18 protein-coding genes are annotated in these 19,041 nt (G+C 68.6%); 11 read left to right on the plus strand and 7 right to left on the minus strand.

From position 1 onward, the window contains the following. Nucleotides 1-22: 22 nt before the first annotated feature. The 7 genes from E7811_RS10650 to E7811_RS10680 all read left to right on the plus strand — a co-directional run bounded on the left by E7811_RS10650 (nt 23) and on the right by E7811_RS10680 (nt 10,231). Nucleotides 23-889: an FAD binding domain-containing protein gene (locus E7811_RS10650; RefSeq protein ID WP_136394609.1), complete on the plus strand. Its 867-nt coding sequence runs from the start codon at nt 23-25 to the stop codon at nt 887-889. Continuing rightward, nucleotides 886-3,582: a molybdopterin-dependent oxidoreductase gene (locus E7811_RS10655; protein WP_136394610.1), complete on the plus strand. Its 2,697-nt coding sequence runs from the start codon at nt 886-888 to the stop codon at nt 3,580-3,582. Before E7811_RS10650 ends, E7811_RS10655 begins: the two co-directional genes overlap by 4 nt. A gap of 88 nt (nt 3,583-3,670) precedes the next feature. Further along, nucleotides 3,671-5,110 carry a 6-hydroxynicotinate reductase gene (locus E7811_RS10660; protein WP_136394611.1) on the plus strand — a complete coding sequence of 480 codons (1,440 nt, stop codon included), beginning with the start codon at nt 3,671-3,673 and terminating at the stop codon, nt 5,108-5,110. Beyond that, complete coding sequence (locus tag E7811_RS10665) at nt 5,095-5,952, plus strand: UPF0280 family protein (RefSeq protein ID WP_136394612.1); 858 nt, start codon at nt 5,095-5,097, stop codon at nt 5,950-5,952. The genes E7811_RS10660 and E7811_RS10665 overlap by 16 nt, the downstream gene beginning before the upstream one ends. Continuing rightward, nucleotides 5,945-6,526 carry an amino acid synthesis family protein gene (locus E7811_RS10670; RefSeq protein ID WP_136394613.1) on the plus strand — a complete coding sequence of 194 codons (582 nt, stop codon included), beginning with the start codon at nt 5,945-5,947 and terminating at the stop codon, nt 6,524-6,526. The genes E7811_RS10665 and E7811_RS10670 overlap by 8 nt, the downstream gene beginning before the upstream one ends. Beyond that, nucleotides 6,526-8,556 carry a hydantoinase/oxoprolinase family protein gene (locus tag E7811_RS10675; RefSeq protein WP_136394614.1) on the plus strand — a complete coding sequence of 677 codons (2,031 nt, stop codon included), beginning with the start codon at nt 6,526-6,528 and terminating at the stop codon, nt 8,554-8,556. The genes E7811_RS10670 and E7811_RS10675 overlap by 1 nt, the downstream gene beginning before the upstream one ends. After that, the gene (locus E7811_RS10680; protein ID WP_136394615.1) at nt 8,546-10,231 is read left to right on the plus strand and encodes a hydantoinase B/oxoprolinase family protein; all 1,686 of its coding nucleotides are present in this window, start codon (nt 8,546-8,548) and stop codon (nt 10,229-10,231) included. The genes E7811_RS10675 and E7811_RS10680 overlap by 11 nt, the downstream gene beginning before the upstream one ends. A 41-nt stretch (nt 10,232-10,272) precedes the next feature. Here the strand turns inward: E7811_RS10680 and E7811_RS10685 are convergent, their stop codons facing one another. From E7811_RS10685 to E7811_RS10715, 7 genes are all read right to left on the minus strand, one after another. Continuing rightward, a complete protein-coding gene (locus E7811_RS10685; RefSeq protein ID WP_168732993.1) occupies nt 10,273-10,635 on the minus strand; it encodes a nuclear transport factor 2 family protein in 363 nt (120 codons plus the stop codon). Nucleotides 10,636-10,817: 182 nt separating this feature from the next. Further along, complete coding sequence (gene lpxK / locus E7811_RS10690) at nt 10,818-11,789, minus strand: tetraacyldisaccharide 4'-kinase (RefSeq protein ID WP_136394617.1); 972 nt, start codon at nt 11,787-11,789, stop codon at nt 10,818-10,820. Next, the gene (locus E7811_RS10695; RefSeq protein WP_136394618.1) at nt 11,789-12,997 is read right to left on the minus strand and encodes a 3-deoxy-D-manno-octulosonic acid transferase; all 1,209 of its coding nucleotides are present in this window, start codon (nt 12,995-12,997) and stop codon (nt 11,789-11,791) included. Before E7811_RS10695 ends, lpxK begins: the two co-directional genes overlap by 1 nt. A 14-nt stretch (nt 12,998-13,011) precedes the next feature. After that, nucleotides 13,012-13,257, minus strand: coding sequence for a DUF4170 domain-containing protein (locus tag E7811_RS10700; RefSeq protein WP_136394619.1), 246 nt, complete (start codon nt 13,255-13,257; stop codon nt 13,012-13,014). Between the two features lie 73 nt (nt 13,258-13,330). Further along, nucleotides 13,331-14,467, minus strand: coding sequence for a CaiB/BaiF CoA transferase family protein (locus E7811_RS10705; RefSeq protein ID WP_136394620.1), 1,137 nt, complete (start codon nt 14,465-14,467; stop codon nt 13,331-13,333). A 4-nt stretch (nt 14,468-14,471) separates the two neighbouring features. After that, nucleotides 14,472-15,152, minus strand: coding sequence for a DsbA family protein (locus E7811_RS10710; RefSeq protein ID WP_136394747.1), 681 nt, complete (start codon nt 15,150-15,152; stop codon nt 14,472-14,474). Nucleotides 15,153-15,163: 11 nt separating this feature from the next. Next, nucleotides 15,164-15,700 (minus strand): DUF721 domain-containing protein, encoded by a 537-nt coding sequence (locus tag E7811_RS10715; protein WP_246020366.1) that lies wholly within the window; start codon nt 15,698-15,700, stop codon nt 15,164-15,166. An 81-nt stretch (nt 15,701-15,781) separates the two neighbouring features. On the opposite strand from E7811_RS10715, the gene mutY reads away from it, so the two are divergent. The 4 genes from mutY (at nt 15,782) to trxA (ending at nt 19,011) form a co-directional block, all read left to right on the plus strand. After that, nucleotides 15,782-16,831 (plus strand): A/G-specific adenine glycosylase, encoded by a 1,050-nt coding sequence (gene mutY, locus E7811_RS10720; protein ID WP_211092106.1) that lies wholly within the window; start codon nt 15,782-15,784, stop codon nt 16,829-16,831. A 60-nt stretch (nt 16,832-16,891) separates the two neighbouring features. Further along, a complete protein-coding gene (locus E7811_RS10725) occupies nt 16,892-18,034 on the plus strand; it encodes an alkane 1-monooxygenase (protein WP_136394750.1) in 1,143 nt (380 codons plus the stop codon). A 75-nt stretch (nt 18,035-18,109) separates the two neighbouring features. Next, nucleotides 18,110-18,580 carry a homoprotocatechuate degradation operon regulator HpaR gene (hpaR, locus tag E7811_RS10730; protein ID WP_136394621.1) on the plus strand — a complete coding sequence of 157 codons (471 nt, stop codon included), beginning with the start codon at nt 18,110-18,112 and terminating at the stop codon, nt 18,578-18,580. A 104-nt stretch (nt 18,581-18,684) separates the two neighbouring features. Beyond that, nucleotides 18,685-19,011 carry a thioredoxin gene (trxA, locus tag E7811_RS10735; RefSeq protein WP_136394622.1) on the plus strand — a complete coding sequence of 109 codons (327 nt, stop codon included), beginning with the start codon at nt 18,685-18,687 and terminating at the stop codon, nt 19,009-19,011. Nucleotides 19,012-19,041 lie beyond the last annotated feature (30 nt).

Here is a 19,041-nt window from a genome sequence, read left to right on the forward strand (position 1 = left end):
TGCAACAGGGAAAAACCGGCCGATGGGTGACTATCTCCGCCCCCGTTCCTTGCACGAGGCCCTTGCCGCCATGGCGACAGGCCCTTGGCGCCTTCTGGCCGGCGGCACCGATCTTTACCCGGCTGAGAAGGGCCGCGCCCTGACCTTCCCGGTTCTCGATCTTGCGGGGCTCGACGGCCTGCGCGGGATTGCGGCTACCGATAACGGGCTGCGCATCGGCGCCTGCACGACCTGGGCCGACATCGCCCGCACCCCGTTGCCACCGGCGCTGGCCGCGCTGCAACAGGCGGCGGTCGAGGTGGGCGGGCCGCAGGTCCAGACCGCGGGTACACTGGGCGGCAACCTCTGCAACGCCTCACCTGCGGCCGATGGCGTGCCACCGCTGCTGGCCTGCGACGCAAAGGTCGAACTGGCCTGCCAGCGCGGGACGCGCCAGATGGCGCTTTCCGACTACCTGACCGGGCCACGCCAGACCTTGCGCGCGCCCGATGAAATCCTGACCGCGATCCTGATCCCGCAAACGGGGCTGTCCGGACGGTCACGCTTTCTGAAACTCGGCGCGCGACGGTATCTGGTGATCTCGATCGCCATGGTGGCTGTCCGGCTTGCCGCAGATGCGGGCCGGATCACCGATGCCGCCGTGTCGGTCGGGGCCTGTTCGGCAACGGCACGCCGCCTGCCCGCCGTCGAGGCCGCCCTTGCCGGCCATGCCCCCCATCTGGCCGCCACCGCCGTGCGCGATGCGGATGTGGCCGCGGCACTGGCGCCGATGGATGACCTGCGCGCCTCTGCCGCCTATCGGGCGACGGCGGCAGCCGAACTGATCCGCCGCGCCCTGTCCGATCTCGCCTCTTCCGGGGCATCCGAGCCTGCTTGGGGGACGGCATGAGACTGCGCTTTTCCCTGAACGGACAACCCGCGGAATGTGACACGCCCCCCACCCGGCGCCTGTCCGAACTCCTGCGCGAGGATCTGGGCCTGCGCGGCACCAAGGTCGGCTGCGACGCGGGCGATTGCGGGGCCTGCACCGTGCTGGTTCAGGGCGAACCGGTCTGCGCCTGCCTGACACCCGCTGCCAGGATCGACGGACAAAACGTGGAAACCGTCGAGGCCGAAGATCCGGTTCTTGCCCGCTTGCGCGCCGCCTTCCTGCGCCAGGGGGCGGCGCAATGCGGCATCTGCACGCCGGGCATGCTGATGGCCGCCGCCGCCCTGCTGCGCGACCGGCCCCGCCCGACCCCGGCCGAGGCCGAAGCCGCACTAGGCGGCGTCCTGTGCCGGTGCACCGGCTATGCCGCCATCATCGCCGCCGTCTGCGATGCCTGGCGCGACGGCGATCCTCCGGCTGCCGTGACCGGCGCGGTCGGTGCCCCGCTGCCCCGCCTCGACGGCGCCGAGAAGGTGGCGGGCGACGCCTTCGGCGCCGATGTCTGGCAACCCGGCGGCCTGCGCCTTCATGCCATCCGTTCACCGCATTTCCACGCGGCCTTCTCCTTCGGCGATCTGGCAACATGGGCGGCGCGCCATCGGGCGCAGGTGTTCACCGCCGCCGACATCCCCGGTCGCAACGTCTTTGGAGCGATCCCGTCCTTTGCCGACCAACCCGCCCTTGCGGTTTCGCACGTCCGTTTCCGGGGCGAGGCGGTGGCCATCGTCGCGGTCGAGGATGACGGCCACGACCCCGATCTTTCGGATTTTCCGGTGACATGGACACCGCAGGATGCCTGCCTTGATCCGGCCGAAGCGGCGCGGTGCGCGCCCCTCCATCCGGCCCGGCCCGGCAACCTGCTGATCGAAGGGCGCGTCCGCAAGGGCGATGCGGCCGCCGCCCTGGCCGCCTCGACCCATGTGGCCGAGGCAACGACCGAAACCGGGTTCGTCGAACATGCCTATATCGAACCCGAGGCCGGCGCCGCATGGATGGAGGGCGATACGCTCTGCATCCGCGCCTGCACGCAGGCCCCGGTCATGGATCGGGATGAAACCGCGCTGATCCTGGACCTGCCCCCCGAACGGCTGCGCATCCTGCCTTCGGCTGTGGGCGGCGGCTTCGGGTCGAAGCTCGACGTCTCGCTGCAACCGCTGATCGGGCTGGTCACGCTCAGGACGGGGCGACCCTGCCGGATGGTCTTTTCCCGGCAGGAAAGCATGGCCTCGACGACCAAGCGCCACCCGTCGCGCATCACCGGGCGGATCGGCTGCGACGCCAAGGGGCGGATCACCGGCGTCGAGGTCGAAGGGATCTTCGACACCGGCGCCTATGCCAGCTGGGGCCCGACGGTGGCCAACCGCGTGCCGGTCCACATCTCGGGCCCCTACCGGACGCCCGCGATCCATGCCCGCGCCCGGGCGATGCACACGAACGGCCCCGTCGCCGGGGCCTTCCGTGGCTTCGGCGTGCCGCAGGCGGCGATCTGGCAAGAGCCGCTCTTTGACCGCCTGGCCGCAGCGGCAGGGATCGACCGGCTGGAATTCCGCATCCTGAACGCCCTTCAGACAGGCGATGCCACGGCCACCGGCCAGGTCCTTCGGGCGGCCGGCATCCGCGATTGCCTTGTCGCGCTGCGCCCGGCCTGGACCCGCGCGCTGGCCGAGGCTGCCGCGGCCAATGCCCGCCCCGGCCCGGTCCGGCATGGCGTCGGCGTCGCCTCTTGCTGGTATGGCTGCGGCAACACATCGTTGCCCAACCCGTCGACGATCCGCCTGGGGATCACGCGGCAGGGCGAGGTCGTCCTGCACCAGGGCGCGACCGATATCGGCCAGGGTGCGAACACCGTCATCACCCAGATCGCGGCCGAAGCCCTGGGCCTGCCCGTCACGGCCTTCCGGCTGATCGGGCCCGATACCCACCTGACGCCCGATGCCGGCAAGACCTCGGCCAGCCGCCAGACCTATGTGACGGGCCGGGCCGCACAGGCGGCGGGCGCGGCGCTGCGTGCGGCCGTGCTGCGGATGGCCAATGCGGGCGAAGGGGCGTCGCTTGCGCTGGAAGGCGCGGCGCTGCTGGTCCGTGACGGCGGGCGGACGACGCGGATCGACCTCGCCGCCCTTCCCGCCGACGGCTCCGGCTATGCCCTTTCGGCCGAAGAAACCTACGACCCGCCCACGGCCCCCCTCGATGACGACGGGCAGGGCACCCCCTACGCCGTCTACGGCTTCGGCGCGCAGCTTGTGGAACTCTCGGTCGACACCGCCCTCGGCACCGTCGCCCTGCACCGGATCACCGCCGCCCATGACGTGGGCCGGGCGATCAACCCGCAACTGGCCCGAGGCCAGATCGAGGGCGGCATCGCCCAGGGCGTCGGCCTTGCGCTGATGGAGGAATACATCCCCGGCCGGACCGAGAACCTGCACGATTACCTGATCCCCACGACAGGCGACATCCCCCCGGTCGAAAGCCTGTTGATCGAGGTGCCCGATCCCGAAGGTCCCTACGGCGCAAAGGGCCTTGGCGAACATGTGCTGATCCCCACCGCGCCTGCGATCCTGAACGCGATCCACCATGCCACCGGCGCCACGGTCACCCGCCTGCCCGCGCTGCCGCACCGCGTCCTCGATGCGATCCGAAAGGCCGGATCATGACCTGCATTCAACCTGATCCAAATACCCTCGGGGGGTGCGGGGGGCAGACAGCCCCCCGCCGCCACGCTCGCCAACCCGCGACGCGGCCATGACCCAAGCGCCCGAAAAGATCCGCTGCGACGCCTGCCCGGTGATGTGCTACATCGCCCCCGGCCAGACCGGCGCCTGCGACCGCTATGCCAATGACGCGGGCCGGATCGTGCGGACCGACCCTGTGGTGATGCTCTCGCGCACCGCCGAAAGGGGCGGCCGTCTGGTGCCCTTCGCCCGCGCCGGATGGGATGGCAACCCCGTCACCCCGTCCGATGCCTTCGTCACCGGAATAGGCTCGGGCACCACCTATCCCGATTACAAGCCCGCGCCCTTCATCGTCGCCTCGCAGGTCGACGGCGCCGATATGGTAACGGTCGTCACCGAGGCGATCTTTTCCTACTGCGGCGTCAAGGTGAAGATCGACACCGACCGCTTCCTTGGCCCCGAGGCCGCCACCGTCCGCGCCGGGGGCGAGGCCGTGGGCCATGTCACCACCGCCGAATACGGCAGCCAGATGCTGTCGCTCGGCGGTGTCCATCACCTGACCGGGGGCGAAAAGGCCGAGGGCCGCGTCACCTGCGCCACGCTCCTGGCGCTCTGCAACGGCGAGGCGGTGGAACTTTCCATCGACGGCGGCTCCACGGTGATCGTGCAGGCGGGCCGCGCGCCCATCGTCGATGGGGTGCCCGAACGGCGGATGCGGGTGGGCTGCGGGTCGGCCACGATCGGCATGTTCGCCAGCCAGTGGCGCGGCCTCGTCGATGAGGTCGTCGTGGTCGATGACCACATCACCGGCGTCGTCAGCGAACACCAGGCCGGAAAGGTTCTGGGATGGGAACCGACGGGGATCAGGATCAAGGGCCACCGCTCCACGCCGGGGCGGTATTTCCGCGTCTCGGAACCGGGCCTTGGCTGGGGCGGCACGCGGCTGACCGACCCGCTGGAAATCCTCGGGCCGTGGAACGCGGCCAAGGGCGCACGGCCCGGCCTGCGGCTGTTGATGGTGTCGACCACGGGCGAGGAATACGCCTATTTCGTCCTCGACGAGGCGTTGCAGCCGGTCCCGCGCCCCCTGCCGCCCGAACTGGAACCCACCGTCCGGCTGATCGACGAAAACTGCGAACCCTCGCTCTGCACCGTCCTGTTCATGGGGGGCGCGGGCGGGTCGCTGCGGGCAGGTGTCACGCGCAATCCCGTGCGGCTGACACGATCCGTGCAGGCCGGGATCACGCGGCTCACCTCGGGCGGGGCGGAAACCTATGTCTGGCCCGGCGGGGGGATCACCTTCATGGTGGACGTCACGCGCCTGCCTGCCGGCGCCTTTGGCCATGTGCCCACGCCGGCGCTGGTCGCACCCCTGGAATTCACCCTGCCGCGCGCGGATTACCTTGCCCTCGGCGGCCACGCCGAGGCGATCCGGGATCTTGCGGGGGTCGAGGCCGAGGGCGGCGAATACACCACTGCCGGAAGGGTTGAACCATGGCCCGCGCGCTGAAGCCCGCGCCCCGGTATCAGGCGGCCTGGCTTCCCGGCGGGCGGCTGCACCTGAACCACGGCCCAATGGACCTGGTCATCGGCGCGGACGGGCCGGGGGCCGAGGCCGGATTTTCCCGGGCGATATCGCGGTTCGACGGCCTGCTCGAGGAACTGGTGGCCGAACTGCCCGCATTGCGAAAACCCGATGCGCCGCTCGCTGGCCCGGTGGCGCGGGCTATGGGGCAGGCGGTCGCGCCGTTCCGCCCGGCCTTCGTCACCCCGATGGCGGCGGTTGCGGGCGCCGTGGCCGATGCGGTTCTGGCCGCGCTGATCGCCGGGCCGGGGATCAGCCGCGCCTATGTGAACAATGGCGGCGACATCGCCTTGCACCTGACCGCCGGGCAGTCCTACGCCGTGGCCATTGGCCGGTCGGGCCAGACCGCACGGGTTGCTCATGGCGCGGGCGTGGGCGGGATCGCCACCAGCGGCTGGCGCGGGCGGTCGCAATCTCTGGGCATCGCGGATGCGGTCACCGTGCTGGCCCCCACCGCCGCGATGGCCGATGCGGCCGCCACGATGATCGCCAATGCCGTGGACCTGCCGGGCCACCCCGCCATCACCCGCCGCCCCGCGCATGAGGTGAAGGCCGACAGTGACCTTGGCTTTCGCCACGTGACGGTGGATGTCGCGCCCTTGTCGCGGCGCGATGCATCCCGCGCGCTGGACACGGGCGCAGCCTTTGCCGATACCTGTCTGGGCCGGGGTCTGATCCTTGGTGCCGCGCTGTTCCTGCAATCCGAAACCCGCATCCTTGGCCGGGCCGTCCTGCCCGCCGCACCGCCGGAGGCCCCCCATGGCTGACTTTCCCATCCGCAAGATCGTGACCCAGATCGAGGAAATCCGCCACGAAGGCGGGGCCGATGCCGCCACCCCGCGCCTGCGCGGTGCCATCGCGGCCATTGTCGCGAACCCGTTCGCGGGGCAGTATGAGCCCGACCTGCAAAGCGCGATGGACGACCTGAAGCCCCTCGGCCTGATGATGACCGACCGGCTGATCGCCGCCCTTGGCGGGCGCGAGGGGATCGACGGATACGGCAAGGGCGCCATCGTGGGCGAGGCGGGCGAGGCCGAACATGGCGCGATGTGGCATGTGCCGGGGGGCTATTCGATGCGCGAACGGCTGGGCGAAAGCCGCGCCATCGTGCCGTCGGCGATGAAGGTGGGGGCCATGGGCGCGGCCCTTGACGTGCCATTGGGCCATATCAACGCGGCCTATGTCCGCAGCCATTTCGACGCGGTCACCGTGGCCGTCCCCGATGGCCCCCGCGCGGGCGAAATCCTGTTTATCCTCGCAATGGCCAAGGGGCCGCGCATCCATTCCAGGATGGGCGGGCTCGAGGTCTGGCAGGTCAAGGGCGAAGACGGGCTGCGCTGATGGGGGGGCAGGTTGCGGGGATCGACGTTGGCGGCACCTTCACCGATCTGGTGCTGCTTGACCCGGTTACCGGGGCGGTAAAGCTGGCCAAGGTGCCCACGACCCTGCCCAATCAGGCGGGCGGCGTCCTCGCCGCACTTGACGAGGCCGGGGCCGACCTCGCCACCATGGACCTGATCGTTCACGGCACCACGACGACGACGAACGCGGTGCTGGAACGCAACCTGTGCCGCACCGGACTGATCACCACCGAAGGTTTCCGCGACGTGCTGGAACTGGGCCGCCGCACCCGCCCGCAGGCCTATGGCATGTCCGGCCGCTTCACCCCGGTGATCCCGCGTGACCTGCGGCTGGAAGTGCCCGAACGGATGGACGCACGCGGCAATGTGCTGACGCCGCTGGACGAGGACGCCCTGCGCGAGCGCGTCGCGCGCCTGCTGGAGGCCGGTTGCGAAAGTCTGGTGATCCATTTCCTGCACGCCTACGCGAACCCCGCGCACGAGTTGCGTGCAGGCCAGATCGCGCGCGAGCTTTGGCCGAACGACCACATCACCCTTGGCCATGCGCTGCTGTCGGAAAGCCGCGAGTTCGAACGCGGCGTGACTGCGGCGGTGAATGCCTCGGTGCAGCCCCTGCTGGAACGCTATGTCGGGCGACTGGCGGGTGAGTTGCAGGCACGCGGGTACGCGCGTGACCTTCTGGTGATGAACGGAAACGGCGGCATGGTCAGCGCCCGCGCGGTGTCGCGCGAAGCGGTGAAAACGGTGATGTCGGGCCCCGCTTCGGGCGTGATGGCGGCCTGCTACACGGGCCGCCGCGCCGGGGTGGGGAACCTCATCACCTATGACATGGGCGGCACCTCGACCGATGTGGCGCTGATCCGCGATGCCCGCGCGCCGGTTTCGAACGAGATCGAGGTGGAATACGCCATGCCGATCCATGTGCCGATGGTCGATGTCCGCACCGTCGGCGCGGGCGGAGGCAGCATCGCGCGGGTCGATGCGGCGGGGATGCTGCGCGTCGGCCCGGAAAGTGCGGGCTCCGATCCGGGCCCCGTCTGCTATGGGCGTGGCGGCACAAGAGCCACGATTTCGGACGCGAACCTAATCCTTGGCCGCCTGCCCGCCAGCCGCTTCGGGCAGGCCGCCGAGGCCGCGCGCGCCGCGATGGCCGATCAGATCGCCCGCCCGCTTGGCCTGTCAGTGGAGCAGGCGGCCGAGGCCGTGCTGCGCATCGCCAACACCCATATGGCCGGTGCGATCCGGATGGTTTCCATCTCGATGGGTGCGGACCCGCGCGATTTCGCGCTGTTCGCCTTCGGTGGCGCGGGGCCGCTGCATGCCGTGGCTCTGGCCCGCGAACTGGCCATTCCGCGCGTGCTGATCCCGGCGCGGCCGGGTATCACCAATGCCCTGGGATGTGTGGTTGCCGATCTGCGGCATGATTTCGTTCGCACCCTGAACCGCCCTCTGGACGGCTGCGACATGGAACAGGTCCATGCCATCTGGGCCGCGCAGCAGGCCGAGGGCCGCGCCCTGATCGGGGCCGAGAAACTGGCGCTGAAGGGCATCCGCGCCGAATATTCCGCCGATATGCAGTTCATCGGCCAGACCCACCTGCTGCGCGTGCCGCTGCCCGATGGCACGCCGACCCGCGAGGCCCTGCAACAGCGGTTCGAGGCGGCCTATCACGCCCGCTTCAAGGTCGATCTGCCGACGATCCGGGCGAACCTTGTGAACCTGAACTGTTCCGTCATCGGCGAACGCCCCGAGATGGACCTGCGCGCGCTGATCGCCCCCGATGGCCGCCGCGATCTGGCAGGCGCGCTGACGGGGAACCGGCCCGTGTGGTTCGGCGGGGGCTGGCAGGATGTGCCGGTCTACTGGCGCGATCACCTGCCGCTTGACCTTCACCTGACGGGCCCCGCGATCATCGAACAGATGGATACGACGACCATCGTCGAACCCGGCGGCATCGTCACCTCGGACGCCGAGGGCAACCTGTTCATCGAGGTGGGCCATGCCGCTTGATCCCGTCACGCTGGCCGTCATCCAGGCGGGCCTGCAACAGGTCTGCGACGAGATGGACCTGTCCTTTTCCCGCGCCGCCTTTTCCCCCGTGATCGCCGAGGCCGACGACCGGTCTGACGGCATCTATTCGGCCTCCGACGGCAGCCTGATCGCGCAAGGGTCAAGGGGCCTGCCGGTGTTCGTGGGGGTGATGCAGTTTTCCACCCGGACGATCATCGAACGCATCGCCGCGGGCGAAACCGAGCCGCCCGACGAGGGCGACATCTACATCGTCAACGACCCCTACCTTGGCGGCACCCACCTGATGGACGTGCGCTTTGCCATGCCGTTCTACCGGGGCGGCCGGCTGGTCTGCTGGCTGTCGAACACCGGGCACTGGCCCGATACCGGGGGCGCCGTGCCGGGCGGGTTTTCGGCATCCGCCATTTCCGCCGAACAGGAAGGGTTGCGCCTTCCGCCGGTGAAACTGTTCCGCAAGGGCGTGATGAACCGCGACATCTGGCAGATCGTCTGTTCCAACATCCGGGTGTCGGAACAAAGGATCGGCGACGTCAAGGCGCAGGCGGGCGCGCTGATGGTGGGGGCCGAACGGCTGGCCGCACTGATGGACCGCTACGGCGACGCGACCGTGGAACAGGCCATCGCCGAGATGCGCGCCCTGGCCGCCCGGCAGATGCGGGCGATGATCGCGCTGGTCCCCGATGGCCGATACGAGGCGCAGGCCTTCGTCGACAGTGACGGCGTGGTGGACCGCCCCCTGACCATCGCGCTTGCCGTCACGAAACGCGGCGACGGGCTGGAATTCGATTTCGCCGGGTCCTCGCCGCCCTGCATGGGGCCGATGAACTCGGTCCGCGCAACCACCCTGTCATCGGTCTATCTGGCGATGCGCCACATCTTTCCCGACGTGCCGATCAGCGCGGGCGCCTTCGACCCGCTGCACGTCACCGGGGTCGCGGGCACCTTCCTTGACGCTTCCTACCCCCGCCCCGTATCGGGCTGCGCCGCCGAGGTCAGCCAGCGCATTGCCGAGGCGGTCTTTGCCGCCATGGTGCAGGCCCTGCCCGACCGCGTCACCGCCGCGCCCGCGGGCACCTCGGGCAACTTCGGCCTGGGCGGGCATGATCCGGCGACGGGGGCGGATTACGTGATGTACCAGATTTCCGGCGGCGGCTACGGCGGCAATGCCGACCATGACGGGCTGTCGAACGGCTGTTCCACCATCGGCATCTCGAAGGCGCCGCCGGTCGAGATCATGGAACAGAAGTTCCCCGTCCTCTACCGCCGCTATGCGCTTCACGAAGGGTCGGGCGGGGCCGGGCGGCACCGGGGCGGCTTCGGCCTGGATTACGAGATCGAGCTGTTGCGGGGCGAGGCGCGGGCCTCCTTCGTGATGGATCACGGCCGCTTTGGCCCGCAAGGGGTGGAAGGCGGATGGGACGGCGCGCTGAACCGGGTCGAGGTGATCCGCGAAGGCGAGGTCTGGGTGCCGCCGCACCTGTCCAAGGCGCAGGACATCCCGCTGAAACCCGGCGACCGCGTGCGCGTCCGCACACCGGGCGGCGGCGGCTACGGCCCCCCCTCCGCCCGAGACCCGGCGGCGGTGGCCGAAGACGTGCGGCTCGGCCGCTACTCCCCCCTCGACGCCGAGCGGCTCTGGGGGTGGCAAGCCTGACGTTCAGATCAGGACGGATCCAAGTCCAAAGCCAACCCTTCTCAGGGCTGGATACGGAACGCTTTTGACACAATGCGCCAAGCGCCTTCATGGTAAAGCAGGGTCAGGATATCGTCAAAGCGCATCCCCGCCCAATCATCCTCTACGTGGACAACAGCGATATCGCCGTGAACCGAGAGGTTGCGAATTGTCCATGCTGGATCTGTTGAACCGTCAGCGGCCTCCTCGCACATGCGGATGAACCCATCCCGTGAGTTCCAGAGAAGTTCACCTTGATAGTGACCAACTTCGCTCGCGTTTTCGAAGAACACTCGCTCAAGGCCCTGACGATCGCCAGCGGTCATGGACGTAACGTAGGTGCGAACAACCCTAACAATAGCTGCAACTGTTTCTTCGTTGGTCATGGCCTCCTTGCCTCCCATGCCCGACTCTTGCAGAAAGAAGACGCGGTAGGGCTTTGCCCATGCAATGCGCACCGCCCGCGACCCAACTTGCCGATGATACGATTTCTACAGCTTTCAGGCCAAATATTCTTTGCCCGGTTCGGCTCGCCCGGCAAAGCACGGCCAGCGGTATTCGTCTGTTTTTACCCCACCACCCGCGCCAATGCCTCGTCCAGCGCCGTCGGATCGTCGATCCGCAGCCGGACGGGCAGGGTCAGGACCTTCGAGCGGAAGGCGGGGGGCAGGCGGACGGCGTCCTTTTCGGTCGTCACCATCTGCGCGCCCAGAAGTTTCGCCTCGGCCTCGAGCCGCAAAAGAAGCCGGTCGGTCAGCGGCTGGTGATCCTCCAGCGCCTCGGCGCGCAGGATCGTGGCGCCTTCGGCCCTGAGCGTGGCAAAGAACTTTTCCGGATGGCCGATCCCGGCGAAGGCCAGCACGCGTTCCTCTGCCCAGTCGATCCCCATGGGCAGCACCTCAAGCCGGCCGGTCAGATGCGGCACGGGGCTTTGCAGGCCTGAGGCAAAGACGGCCTGCGCGGCGGGCGGGCCGATCGACAGCAGCAGATCCGCCCGTGCCAGCCCCGCCTTGACCGGCTCGCGCAGGGGGCCGGCCGGAAGGCAGCGCCCGTTGCCGAACCCGGCGACCGCATCGACCACGACGATGGACAGGTCCTTTTCCACCGACGGGTTCTGGAACCCGTCATCCATCAGGATCACCCGCGCGCCCGCGGCCTCGGCGGCGCGCACCCCGGCGGCGCGGTCCCGTGCGACCCAGGTCGGGGCGAAGGCCGCCAGAAGCAGCGGCTCGTCCCCCACCTCATCGGCGGTGTGGCGGACCGGATCGACCTGGACGGGCCCCGACAGGCGGCCGCCATAGCCACGGCTGACGACATGCACGCCGGTCAGACGGTCGATCAGGGCGATGGCCGTGGGCGTCTTGCCGGTGCCGCCCGCGTTCAGGTTGCCCACGCAGATCACCGGCACGCCCGCGCGATGGCCGGGCCGCGCCACACGCCGCGCCGTCGCGGCGGCGTAAAGCGCGCCGAGGGGCGACAGGAGCCGCGCCAGAAGGGCGGGCCGGTCGGGCGGCGTGAACCAGAAGCGGGGCGCGCGCATCACTCTTCCCCCAGCAGGTGGCGCACCAGGGACAGCGCCCGTTCCGTCGCTTCCACCCCGTCCGAACAGACGCCCCAGGCCGCACCGGCCAGGCGCGCCATCCGGTCGGGCGACAGAAGGTCGGCCAGCGCCTCGGCCAGGTCCGAGGCCGAGGCCACCGACCGCGCGCCGCGCGCCGCGCCAAGCCGCCCGAAGGCCACGCCCCAGGGGCCGGGGCGCGGCCCGTGGATGATGGCAGAGCCAAGCGCCGCGGCCTCCATCGGGTTGCGGTAGCACCCGGTGCCCGAAAGGCTGCCGCCGAGGAAGGTGATCGGCGCAAGCCTGTACCACAGCCCGTATTCCGAAGGGTTCTCGACGATGTAGACCTCGGTTTCGGGGTCGGGCTCTTCTTCCTGCGAGCGGCGCGCCACGGCCCAGCGTTCCTGTGTTTCCATCCGCTCGGCCAGCGCGGGCACGCGCGCCGGGTCGCGCGGCATGACGATCAGAAGCAGGCGGTGCGCCAGGCGAAGCGCATGGCGATGCGCCTCGATCACGGCGGTCTCTTCGTCCTGCGGCAGGTCGGCGGCCAGCCAGACCGGTCGCGCCGCCCATCGGTGGGCCAGCGCGGCGCGTTCGGCCTCGGTACAGGGCAGCGCCGCCGACCCTTCTTCCAGGCGTCCGCTGACATGCACGGCCGCCGGGTTCGCGCCGGCCTTGAGAAAGGCGCGTGCCGCTGTTTCGTCGATCACATGGACATGCCGCATCCGGGCAAGGACACTGCGCAGCGTCCCCGGCCACCAGCTGTCGCGCCCTCGGGCCAGCGCGGGCGCGCGCGCGTTGATCATGGCATGAGGAATGCGCCACCTGTCCAGTTCGCCAAGCAGAGCCGCACGCAGTTCGCCCCCGACGATCACCGCACATTCCGGCCGCCAGTGATCCACGAAGGCACGCGCGTCGCCGGGCTGATCGGCCGGAACCGTCGCCGTGAGAATGCCGATATGCGACGTGGCCTCGGCGGCCAGTTCCGCAGGGAAGGTCAGAAGGACGGGGTGCCCGTCGTCGTCACGGATGCGGCGTGCCAGTTCCGCTGCGGCGGGCAGATGCACATGGTCGCGCGCATGCAACCACACCAGCCGCCCCGAAGGCCGTTCGGGCGGAACGGCGGCTTCGGGGGGCGCCTTCCTTCCGCGCGACAGGGGATTGAGCCGCAGCCCCAGACGACTGGCCATGGTCAGGCGGCGCGTCAGTCGCCAAGTTCTTCCGTCGGCGAACCGGCCTGCGCCTCGTCGCGAAGACGGTGGATATGGGCGATGAAATAGCGCATGTGCGCATCATCCACGGTCCGCTGCGCCTCGGCCTTCCAGGCGCTGAAGGCGCTGGCATAGTCCGGGAACATGCCAACGATGTGGATCTTGGACACGTCCTTGAACACGGTCTTCGACGGCGTCACGAGTTCGCCACCGAAAACGAGGTGAAGGCGTTGGGTCATGGGTCGGGCTCCTGCCGTTGCATCGCGCGCAACCTACTGGAACCCGGGCCGAAGGAAAAGGCGCGACGGGCGCTTATCCCTTGGCGGCCAGAACCTCGTCCTGATGCTCGCCCAGCTTCGGGGCCGGCCGCGACAGGGCCAGGTCGGCGCCCGAGAAGGCGAAGGGCGACCGGACACCCGGCACGCCATCCAGGTCAAGCTGCATGCCCCGCGCCACGATCTGGGGATCGGCGAACACCTCGGCCAGGTCGTTGATCGGCCCGGCCGGCACACCCTGCGCCTCGCAGGCGGCCAGCAGGTCGGCCTTGGTCCAACGGCGCGTCGCCTCGGTCAGGCGTCGCGTCATTTCGGCCCGGTTGGCGATGCGGTCGGCGTTGGTCAGGAAGTCCGGCGCCTCGGCCATCCCGTCAAGCCCGAGGATCGCACAAAGCTTGCGATACTGGCCGTCGTTCCCCGTAGCCAGGATCAGCCAGCCATCGGCGCAGTCGAACACCGCATAGGGGGCAAGGTTCGGATGGGCGTTGCCCATCTTCTGCGGCGCACGCCCGGTGGCCAGATAGTTCATCGCCTGATTGGCCATGATCGAACAGGCCACGTCCATCAGCGCCATGTCGATCTGCTGGCCCTCGCCGGTGCGGTCGCGCTGGATCACGGCGGCCAGGATCGCGGTGGCGGCATAGATGCCGGTGAAGACGTCCGTCACCGCGACACCCACCTTCTGCGGCTGTCCGTCGGCCTCGCCCGTCACGCTCATCAGCCCGGCCATGCCCTGGATGATGAAGTCATAACCCGCGCGATGCGCATAGGGCCCGGTCTGGCCGAACCCGGTGATCGAACAATAGATCAGCCGCGGGTTGACCTTGCGCAGGCTGTCGTAGTCCAACCCGTATTTCGCCAGCCCGCCGACCTTGAAGTTCTCGATCACCACATCGGCCTCGGCCACAAGGCGGCGCACCACCTCTTGCCCTTCCGGCGTGCGGAAATCGCAGGTGACGGATCGCTTGCCGCGGTTGGTGGCGTGGAAATAGGCCGCCGATCGGTCGCCCTCGCGGTCGATGAAGGGCGGGCCCCAACGGCGGGTGTCATCGCCTTCGGGCGCCTCCACCTTGATCACGTCGGCACCCAGATCGGCAAGCGTCTGACCGGCCCAGGGGCCGGCCAGGATGCGCGCCAGTTCGATGACCTTCAGGCCGTCAAGCGGAGACGTCATGGGATTACTTGGCCAGTTCTTCTTCGATGATCGCCTTCAGGTCGGCATAGCTCATGTTCGAGTGCTTGACGCCGTTGATCATCAGCGTGGGCGTGCCCTGGATGCCGTCGGCTTCCATGTTCGCCTGCGAGGTCGTCACCATCGCCTGCGCCATCGCACCGTTTTCCATGCAGGCGCCAAGCGTCGCATCATCCATGCCCGCCGTCCGGCCAATGGTCTTGATGTTCTCGACCGCGACCAGCGGATCATCCGTCGCCGCCCATTCGGACTGTTTTTCCATCAGCAGGCCCGAGATGCCGAAATACCGCATGTCGCCACCGCAGCGCGCCACCATCGCGGCCCACAGGCCGTAACGGTCGAAATAGACCTCGCGGAAGGTGAAATGCACCTTGCCGGTGTCGATGTAATCGGCCTTCAGCGGCTTGAAGACAGCCTCGTGGAAGGTGGCGCAATGCGGACAGGTGTAGCTGGCATATTCGATGATCTTGACCTTGGCATCGGGGCTTCCCAGGGCCATGTCCTTGATCTCGATCGCCTCGCCCGCGGCGGGCGCTTCCTGGGCGTTCGCGGCCATCGTCGGCAGAAGTGAGGTTCCGGCAGCCTCTGGCGCGCGGGTGGTGGACCAAAGGCCGAAACCGGCGATCAGGGCCAGCGCAAGGGCGCCGATACCGAGTTTTGCGTTCATGTCGTGAAGCCTCATTCTGATTTGTGGCGAGTTAAGATGTTTTGCGCCAAAGCTTCAAGGGCATGGCGCAGCCCATCGTCATGGATGCCTTCGGCAACCTCATGCGCGCGCGCCACGATCTGCGGCGGCACGGGTGGCGGGCCTGCCGGTTTCGGCGCGGGCGCGAAGGCGGCCTGACCTTCGGCAAAGCCGCTGGCGGCGGTCTGGGTCAGGTGGATGCGCGACACGGCGTTGTAGCCGTAGCAGGCGTTCACCTTCTCGCGGATCTGTTCCTTGCGCATCTCGATCACCGGGGCCATCGGTCCGGTGGTCAGAAGGGTCAGCGTCGCGCCAAGCCCGCCCTTGCCATAGCCGATCTTGACCGGCCGGGTGCATCTGGCCAGGTCCTCGCCCACGATATCGGCCCAATGCGTCAGAAGCCGCGTTGCGGCAAAGCCCCGGCTTTCGCCCGCGACCCGGATGCGATCCTTCAAAAGGCCCGATGCCGCTTCGAACCCGCGCATGCGGCGGGTATCGGCGGACGGTTCATCGGCTTTGCGAGCGGCCATCTGGCAATCATCCTTTCACCGGTTATCTTACGCCGGATCGGGCCATGTGCCAGCGAATAGGAACCGCGGGGAGCATAAACATTGCGTGACGGCGATCTGAGCGGCAGCCTTCTGGCCTGGTATGACCGGTACGCGCGGGTGATGCCCTGGCGCGTCGGTCCCGCCGACCGCGCGGCGGGCATCCGCCCCGATCCCTATCGCGTCTGGCTGTCCGAAGTGATGCTGCAACAGACCACGGTCGCCGCGGTGCGGGATTATTTCCGTCGTTTCACGGACCGCTGGCCAACGGTGACCGATCTGGCCGCCGCCGCCGATGCCGAGGTGATGGCCGAATGGGCGGGTCTGGGATATTACGCCCGGGCGCGGAACCTTCTGAAATGCGCGCGCGCCGTGGTGGCGGATCATGGCGGGGTGTTTCCTGCCACGCGCGAAGGGCTTCTGGCGCTGCCGGGGATCGGCCCCTATACCGCGGCTGCCATCGCCGCCATCGCCCATGACGAACCCGCGACCGTCGTGGACGGCAACGTTGAAAGGGTGATGGCCCGGCTTCACGCGGTTGAAACGCCGCTGCCCGCGGCAAAACCGGAACTGGTGGCGCTGGCCGCCGGACTGACGCCAGCGGATCGGCCGGGCGACTATGCGCAGGCGGTGATGGACCTGGGCGCCACGATCTGCACGCCCCGCAACCCGGCCTGCGGCATCTGCCCCTGGTCGGCCCCCTGCGCGGCGCGCGCGCGGGGGATCGCGGCGCAGTTGCCGCGCAAGACGCCGAAAGCCGCCAAACCGGTGCGCGAGGGTACGGTCTGGGTGGCCCGGCGCGCCGACGGCGCGATCCTCCTGGAAACCCGGCCCGAGCGCGGCCTTCTGGGGGGCATGCCCGGCTTTCCCGGCGATGGCTGGGACGGCGCGGGCGGCGGCCCACCCCTGGCCGGCGACTGGCGCCTTGCGGGCGAGGCGCGGCACACCTTCACCCATTTCCATTTGATCCTGTCCGTGATGGTCGATCCCGACGCGTCGGACGCCCCCTTGCGCGGTGCCTTCGTGGCGCGCCCGGCCTTCCGCCCGGCAGACCTGCCCACCGTCATGCGCAAGGTCTGGGATATCGCATCTGGCACCTTTGGTCACAGTTGAGCCGCAAGCCGGATTGGCGCTAGACTTCCGCCAGCGTGAGTGAAGGTGTGACAGATGACGATGATCCCCGCAGCCGAGGTTTCCCGCCCGGTCAATGCCTTGCCCTTCTGGCTTTCGCTGGGGATGATCCCGGTCGCCTTCATCGAGGCCTGGCATGGCGGCTGGACGCTGGTTCTGCTGCCGCTCTACAGCTGGGGGATGTTTTCGCTGCTGGACGCGATCACCGGGCTGAACGAGGACAACGCCGACCTTGATACCCCAGAGGGCGGGTTGTTCTGGTACCGGCTGATCACGCTGCTGTGGTTTCCGATCCAGTTCACCGTCCTGTTCGCGCTGATCTGGTACGTCCCGCAGGCGGATCACCTTTCCACCATGGAAAAGGTCGCCCTGTTCTTCGGCGTGGGCGTCATCTCGGGCACGATCGGCATCAACTACAGCCACGAACTGATGCATCAGAAATCGGCGGTCGAACGCTGGCTGGGCGATCTGCTGCTGGCAAGCGTGCTTTACGGCCATTTCCGCAGTGAACATCTGCGGGTGCATCACCCCTGGGTCGGCACGCCGCGCGATCCGGTCACGGCACGTTACAACGAAGGCTTCCACCGGTTCTTTCCCCGCGTGCTGCGCCAGGTCCTTGCCTCAAGCTGGGCGGCGGAAAAGGCGATGCTGGCGCGGCGTGACCTGCCCGTCTGGCATCGGTCAAACCCGTTCTGGCGCTATGGCGCGCTGCAACTGGCGATGCTGGTCCTTGCGCTGATGCTGGGGGGATGGCAAGGGATGTTGCTGTTCGTCTGGCAGTCGGGCGTCGCGATCTGGCAGCTGGAGCTGGTCAATTACATCGAACATTACGGCCTGACTCGCCGCCATCTGGGCGAGGGCCGATATGAACACGTCCTGCCGCGCCATTCCTGGAACGCCAGCCACCGTGCCTCGAACTGGCTGCTGATCAACCTGCAACGCCACTCGGACCACCATTACAAACCCGACCGGCGCTTTCCCCTGCTTCAGACCTATTCCGAGGACGAGGCCCCGCAACTGCCCTACGGTTATCCGGCGATGACCACGCTGGCGATGATCCCGCCGCTTTGGAAACGCGTGATGAACCCCAGGGTCAGGGCATGGCGGCGCCGGTTCTATCCCGATGTCGAGGACTGGAAGCCCTATAACAAGGCGCGGAACCCGATGCCCCGGGGGGCAGCCTGAGATGGGCGCATGGGCCAGGGCAGCCGACCGGCAGAAGGCGCAAGGCGCAGCGCCTCATGATCAGGGGGTGCGGGCATGACGCCGCCGCCCAAACCCGACGGCGACGCCATCCTGCCCCGCGACACGCGGTCGTCGCTGCCGATGGCGCTGCTTCGGGCGCGCGAGGCGGTGATGGCGCGGTTCCGTCCGCTTCTGGCCGAGGCCGGCATCAACGAACAGCAGTGGCGCGTGATCCGGGTGCTGGCCGAAGCAGGGCCGCTGGATGCCACCGAAGTGGCGGCGCGCGCCAACATCCTTGCCCCGTCGCTGACGCGGATGATCCGCGCGATGACGGAACGCGGCCTGATCCACCAGATGCGCGACGAACGGGACAGGCGGCGAATCGTCCTGTCCATCTCTGACACGGGCGAGGCGCTGATCGGGCAGGTTTCGCCCCACAGCCTGCGGGTCTACCGCGACCTAGAACAGGAATTCGGCGCCGAGCGGATCGCGCAACTTCTGCAACTGCTGCATGCGCTTGCGGCGCTGGACAACCCGTCGGACTGATCCCGATATCGTGAGGTCCGGGGTGCGACACCCACGATCCCTTGACGTTCCCCGCCTTGGTCCCTAGCTTCGATAGCCGACATATTCATTCCCGGAGATATATCATGGGCGCTGCTACGATCGCCGTCACCGACGCCACCTTCGACGCCGAAGTCCGCAAATCGGACATTCCGGTTGTCGTGGATTTCTGGGCCGAATGGTGCGGCCCCTGCCGCCAGATCGGCCCGGCCCTGGAAGAGCTGGCCGCCGAATACGCGGGCAAGGTCAAGATCGTGAAGGTCAACGTGGACGAGAACCCCGACAGCCCGGCCGTTCTGGGCGTTCGCGGCATCCCCGCGCTGTTCCTGTTCAAGAATGGCGAGGTCGTGTCGAACAAGATCGGCGCCGCGCCCAAGGCCGCGCTGGCCAACTGGATCAACTCGGCGATCTGACGTATCCCGAAACGGGTTTCGTGGCATTGG

Origin of the sequence: Aliigemmobacter aestuarii, from assembly GCF_004799285.1 — a bacterium.
Classification (GTDB): Bacteria; Pseudomonadota; Alphaproteobacteria; order Rhodobacterales; family Rhodobacteraceae; genus Aliigemmobacter; species Aliigemmobacter aestuarii.

Coding starts and splice junctions, on each gene's coding strand:
- E7811_RS10670 (WP_136394613.1), top strand. CDS start 5,945: ATGGCTGACTTTCCCATCCGCAAGATCGTGACCCAGATCGAGGAAATC.
- E7811_RS10675 (WP_136394614.1), top strand. CDS start 6,526: ATGGGGGGGCAGGTTGCGGGGATCGACGTTGGCGGCACCTTCACCGAT.
- E7811_RS10685 (WP_168732993.1), bottom strand. CDS start 10,635: ATGACCAACGAAGAAACAGTTGCAGCTATTGTTAGGGTTGTTCGCACC.
- E7811_RS10655 (WP_136394610.1), top strand. CDS start 886: ATGAGACTGCGCTTTTCCCTGAACGGACAACCCGCGGAATGTGACACG.
- hpaR (WP_136394621.1), top strand. CDS start 18,110: ATGACGCCGCCGCCCAAACCCGACGGCGACGCCATCCTGCCCCGCGAC.
- E7811_RS10665 (WP_136394612.1), top strand. CDS start 5,095: ATGGCCCGCGCGCTGAAGCCCGCGCCCCGGTATCAGGCGGCCTGGCTT.
- E7811_RS10715 (WP_246020366.1), bottom strand. CDS start 15,700: ATGGCCGCTCGCAAAGCCGATGAACCGTCCGCCGATACCCGCCGCATG.
- lpxK (WP_136394617.1), bottom strand. CDS start 11,789: ATGCGCGCGCCCCGCTTCTGGTTCACGCCGCCCGACCGGCCCGCCCTT.
- E7811_RS10700 (WP_136394619.1), bottom strand. CDS start 13,257: ATGACCCAACGCCTTCACCTCGTTTTCGGTGGCGAACTCGTGACGCCG.
- E7811_RS10680 (WP_136394615.1), top strand. CDS start 8,546: ATGCCGCTTGATCCCGTCACGCTGGCCGTCATCCAGGCGGGCCTGCAA.
- E7811_RS10695 (WP_136394618.1), bottom strand. CDS start 12,997: ATGGCCAGTCGTCTGGGGCTGCGGCTCAATCCCCTGTCGCGCGGAAGG.
- E7811_RS10650 (WP_136394609.1), top strand. CDS start 23: ATGGGTGACTATCTCCGCCCCCGTTCCTTGCACGAGGCCCTTGCCGCC.
- E7811_RS10660 (WP_136394611.1), top strand. CDS start 3,671: ATGACCCAAGCGCCCGAAAAGATCCGCTGCGACGCCTGCCCGGTGATG.
- trxA (WP_136394622.1), top strand. CDS start 18,685: ATGGGCGCTGCTACGATCGCCGTCACCGACGCCACCTTCGACGCCGAA.
- E7811_RS10725 (WP_136394750.1), top strand. CDS start 16,892: ATGATCCCCGCAGCCGAGGTTTCCCGCCCGGTCAATGCCTTGCCCTTC.
- E7811_RS10710 (WP_136394747.1), bottom strand. CDS start 15,152: ATGAACGCAAAACTCGGTATCGGCGCCCTTGCGCTGGCCCTGATCGCC.
- E7811_RS10705 (WP_136394620.1), bottom strand. CDS start 14,467: ATGACGTCTCCGCTTGACGGCCTGAAGGTCATCGAACTGGCGCGCATC.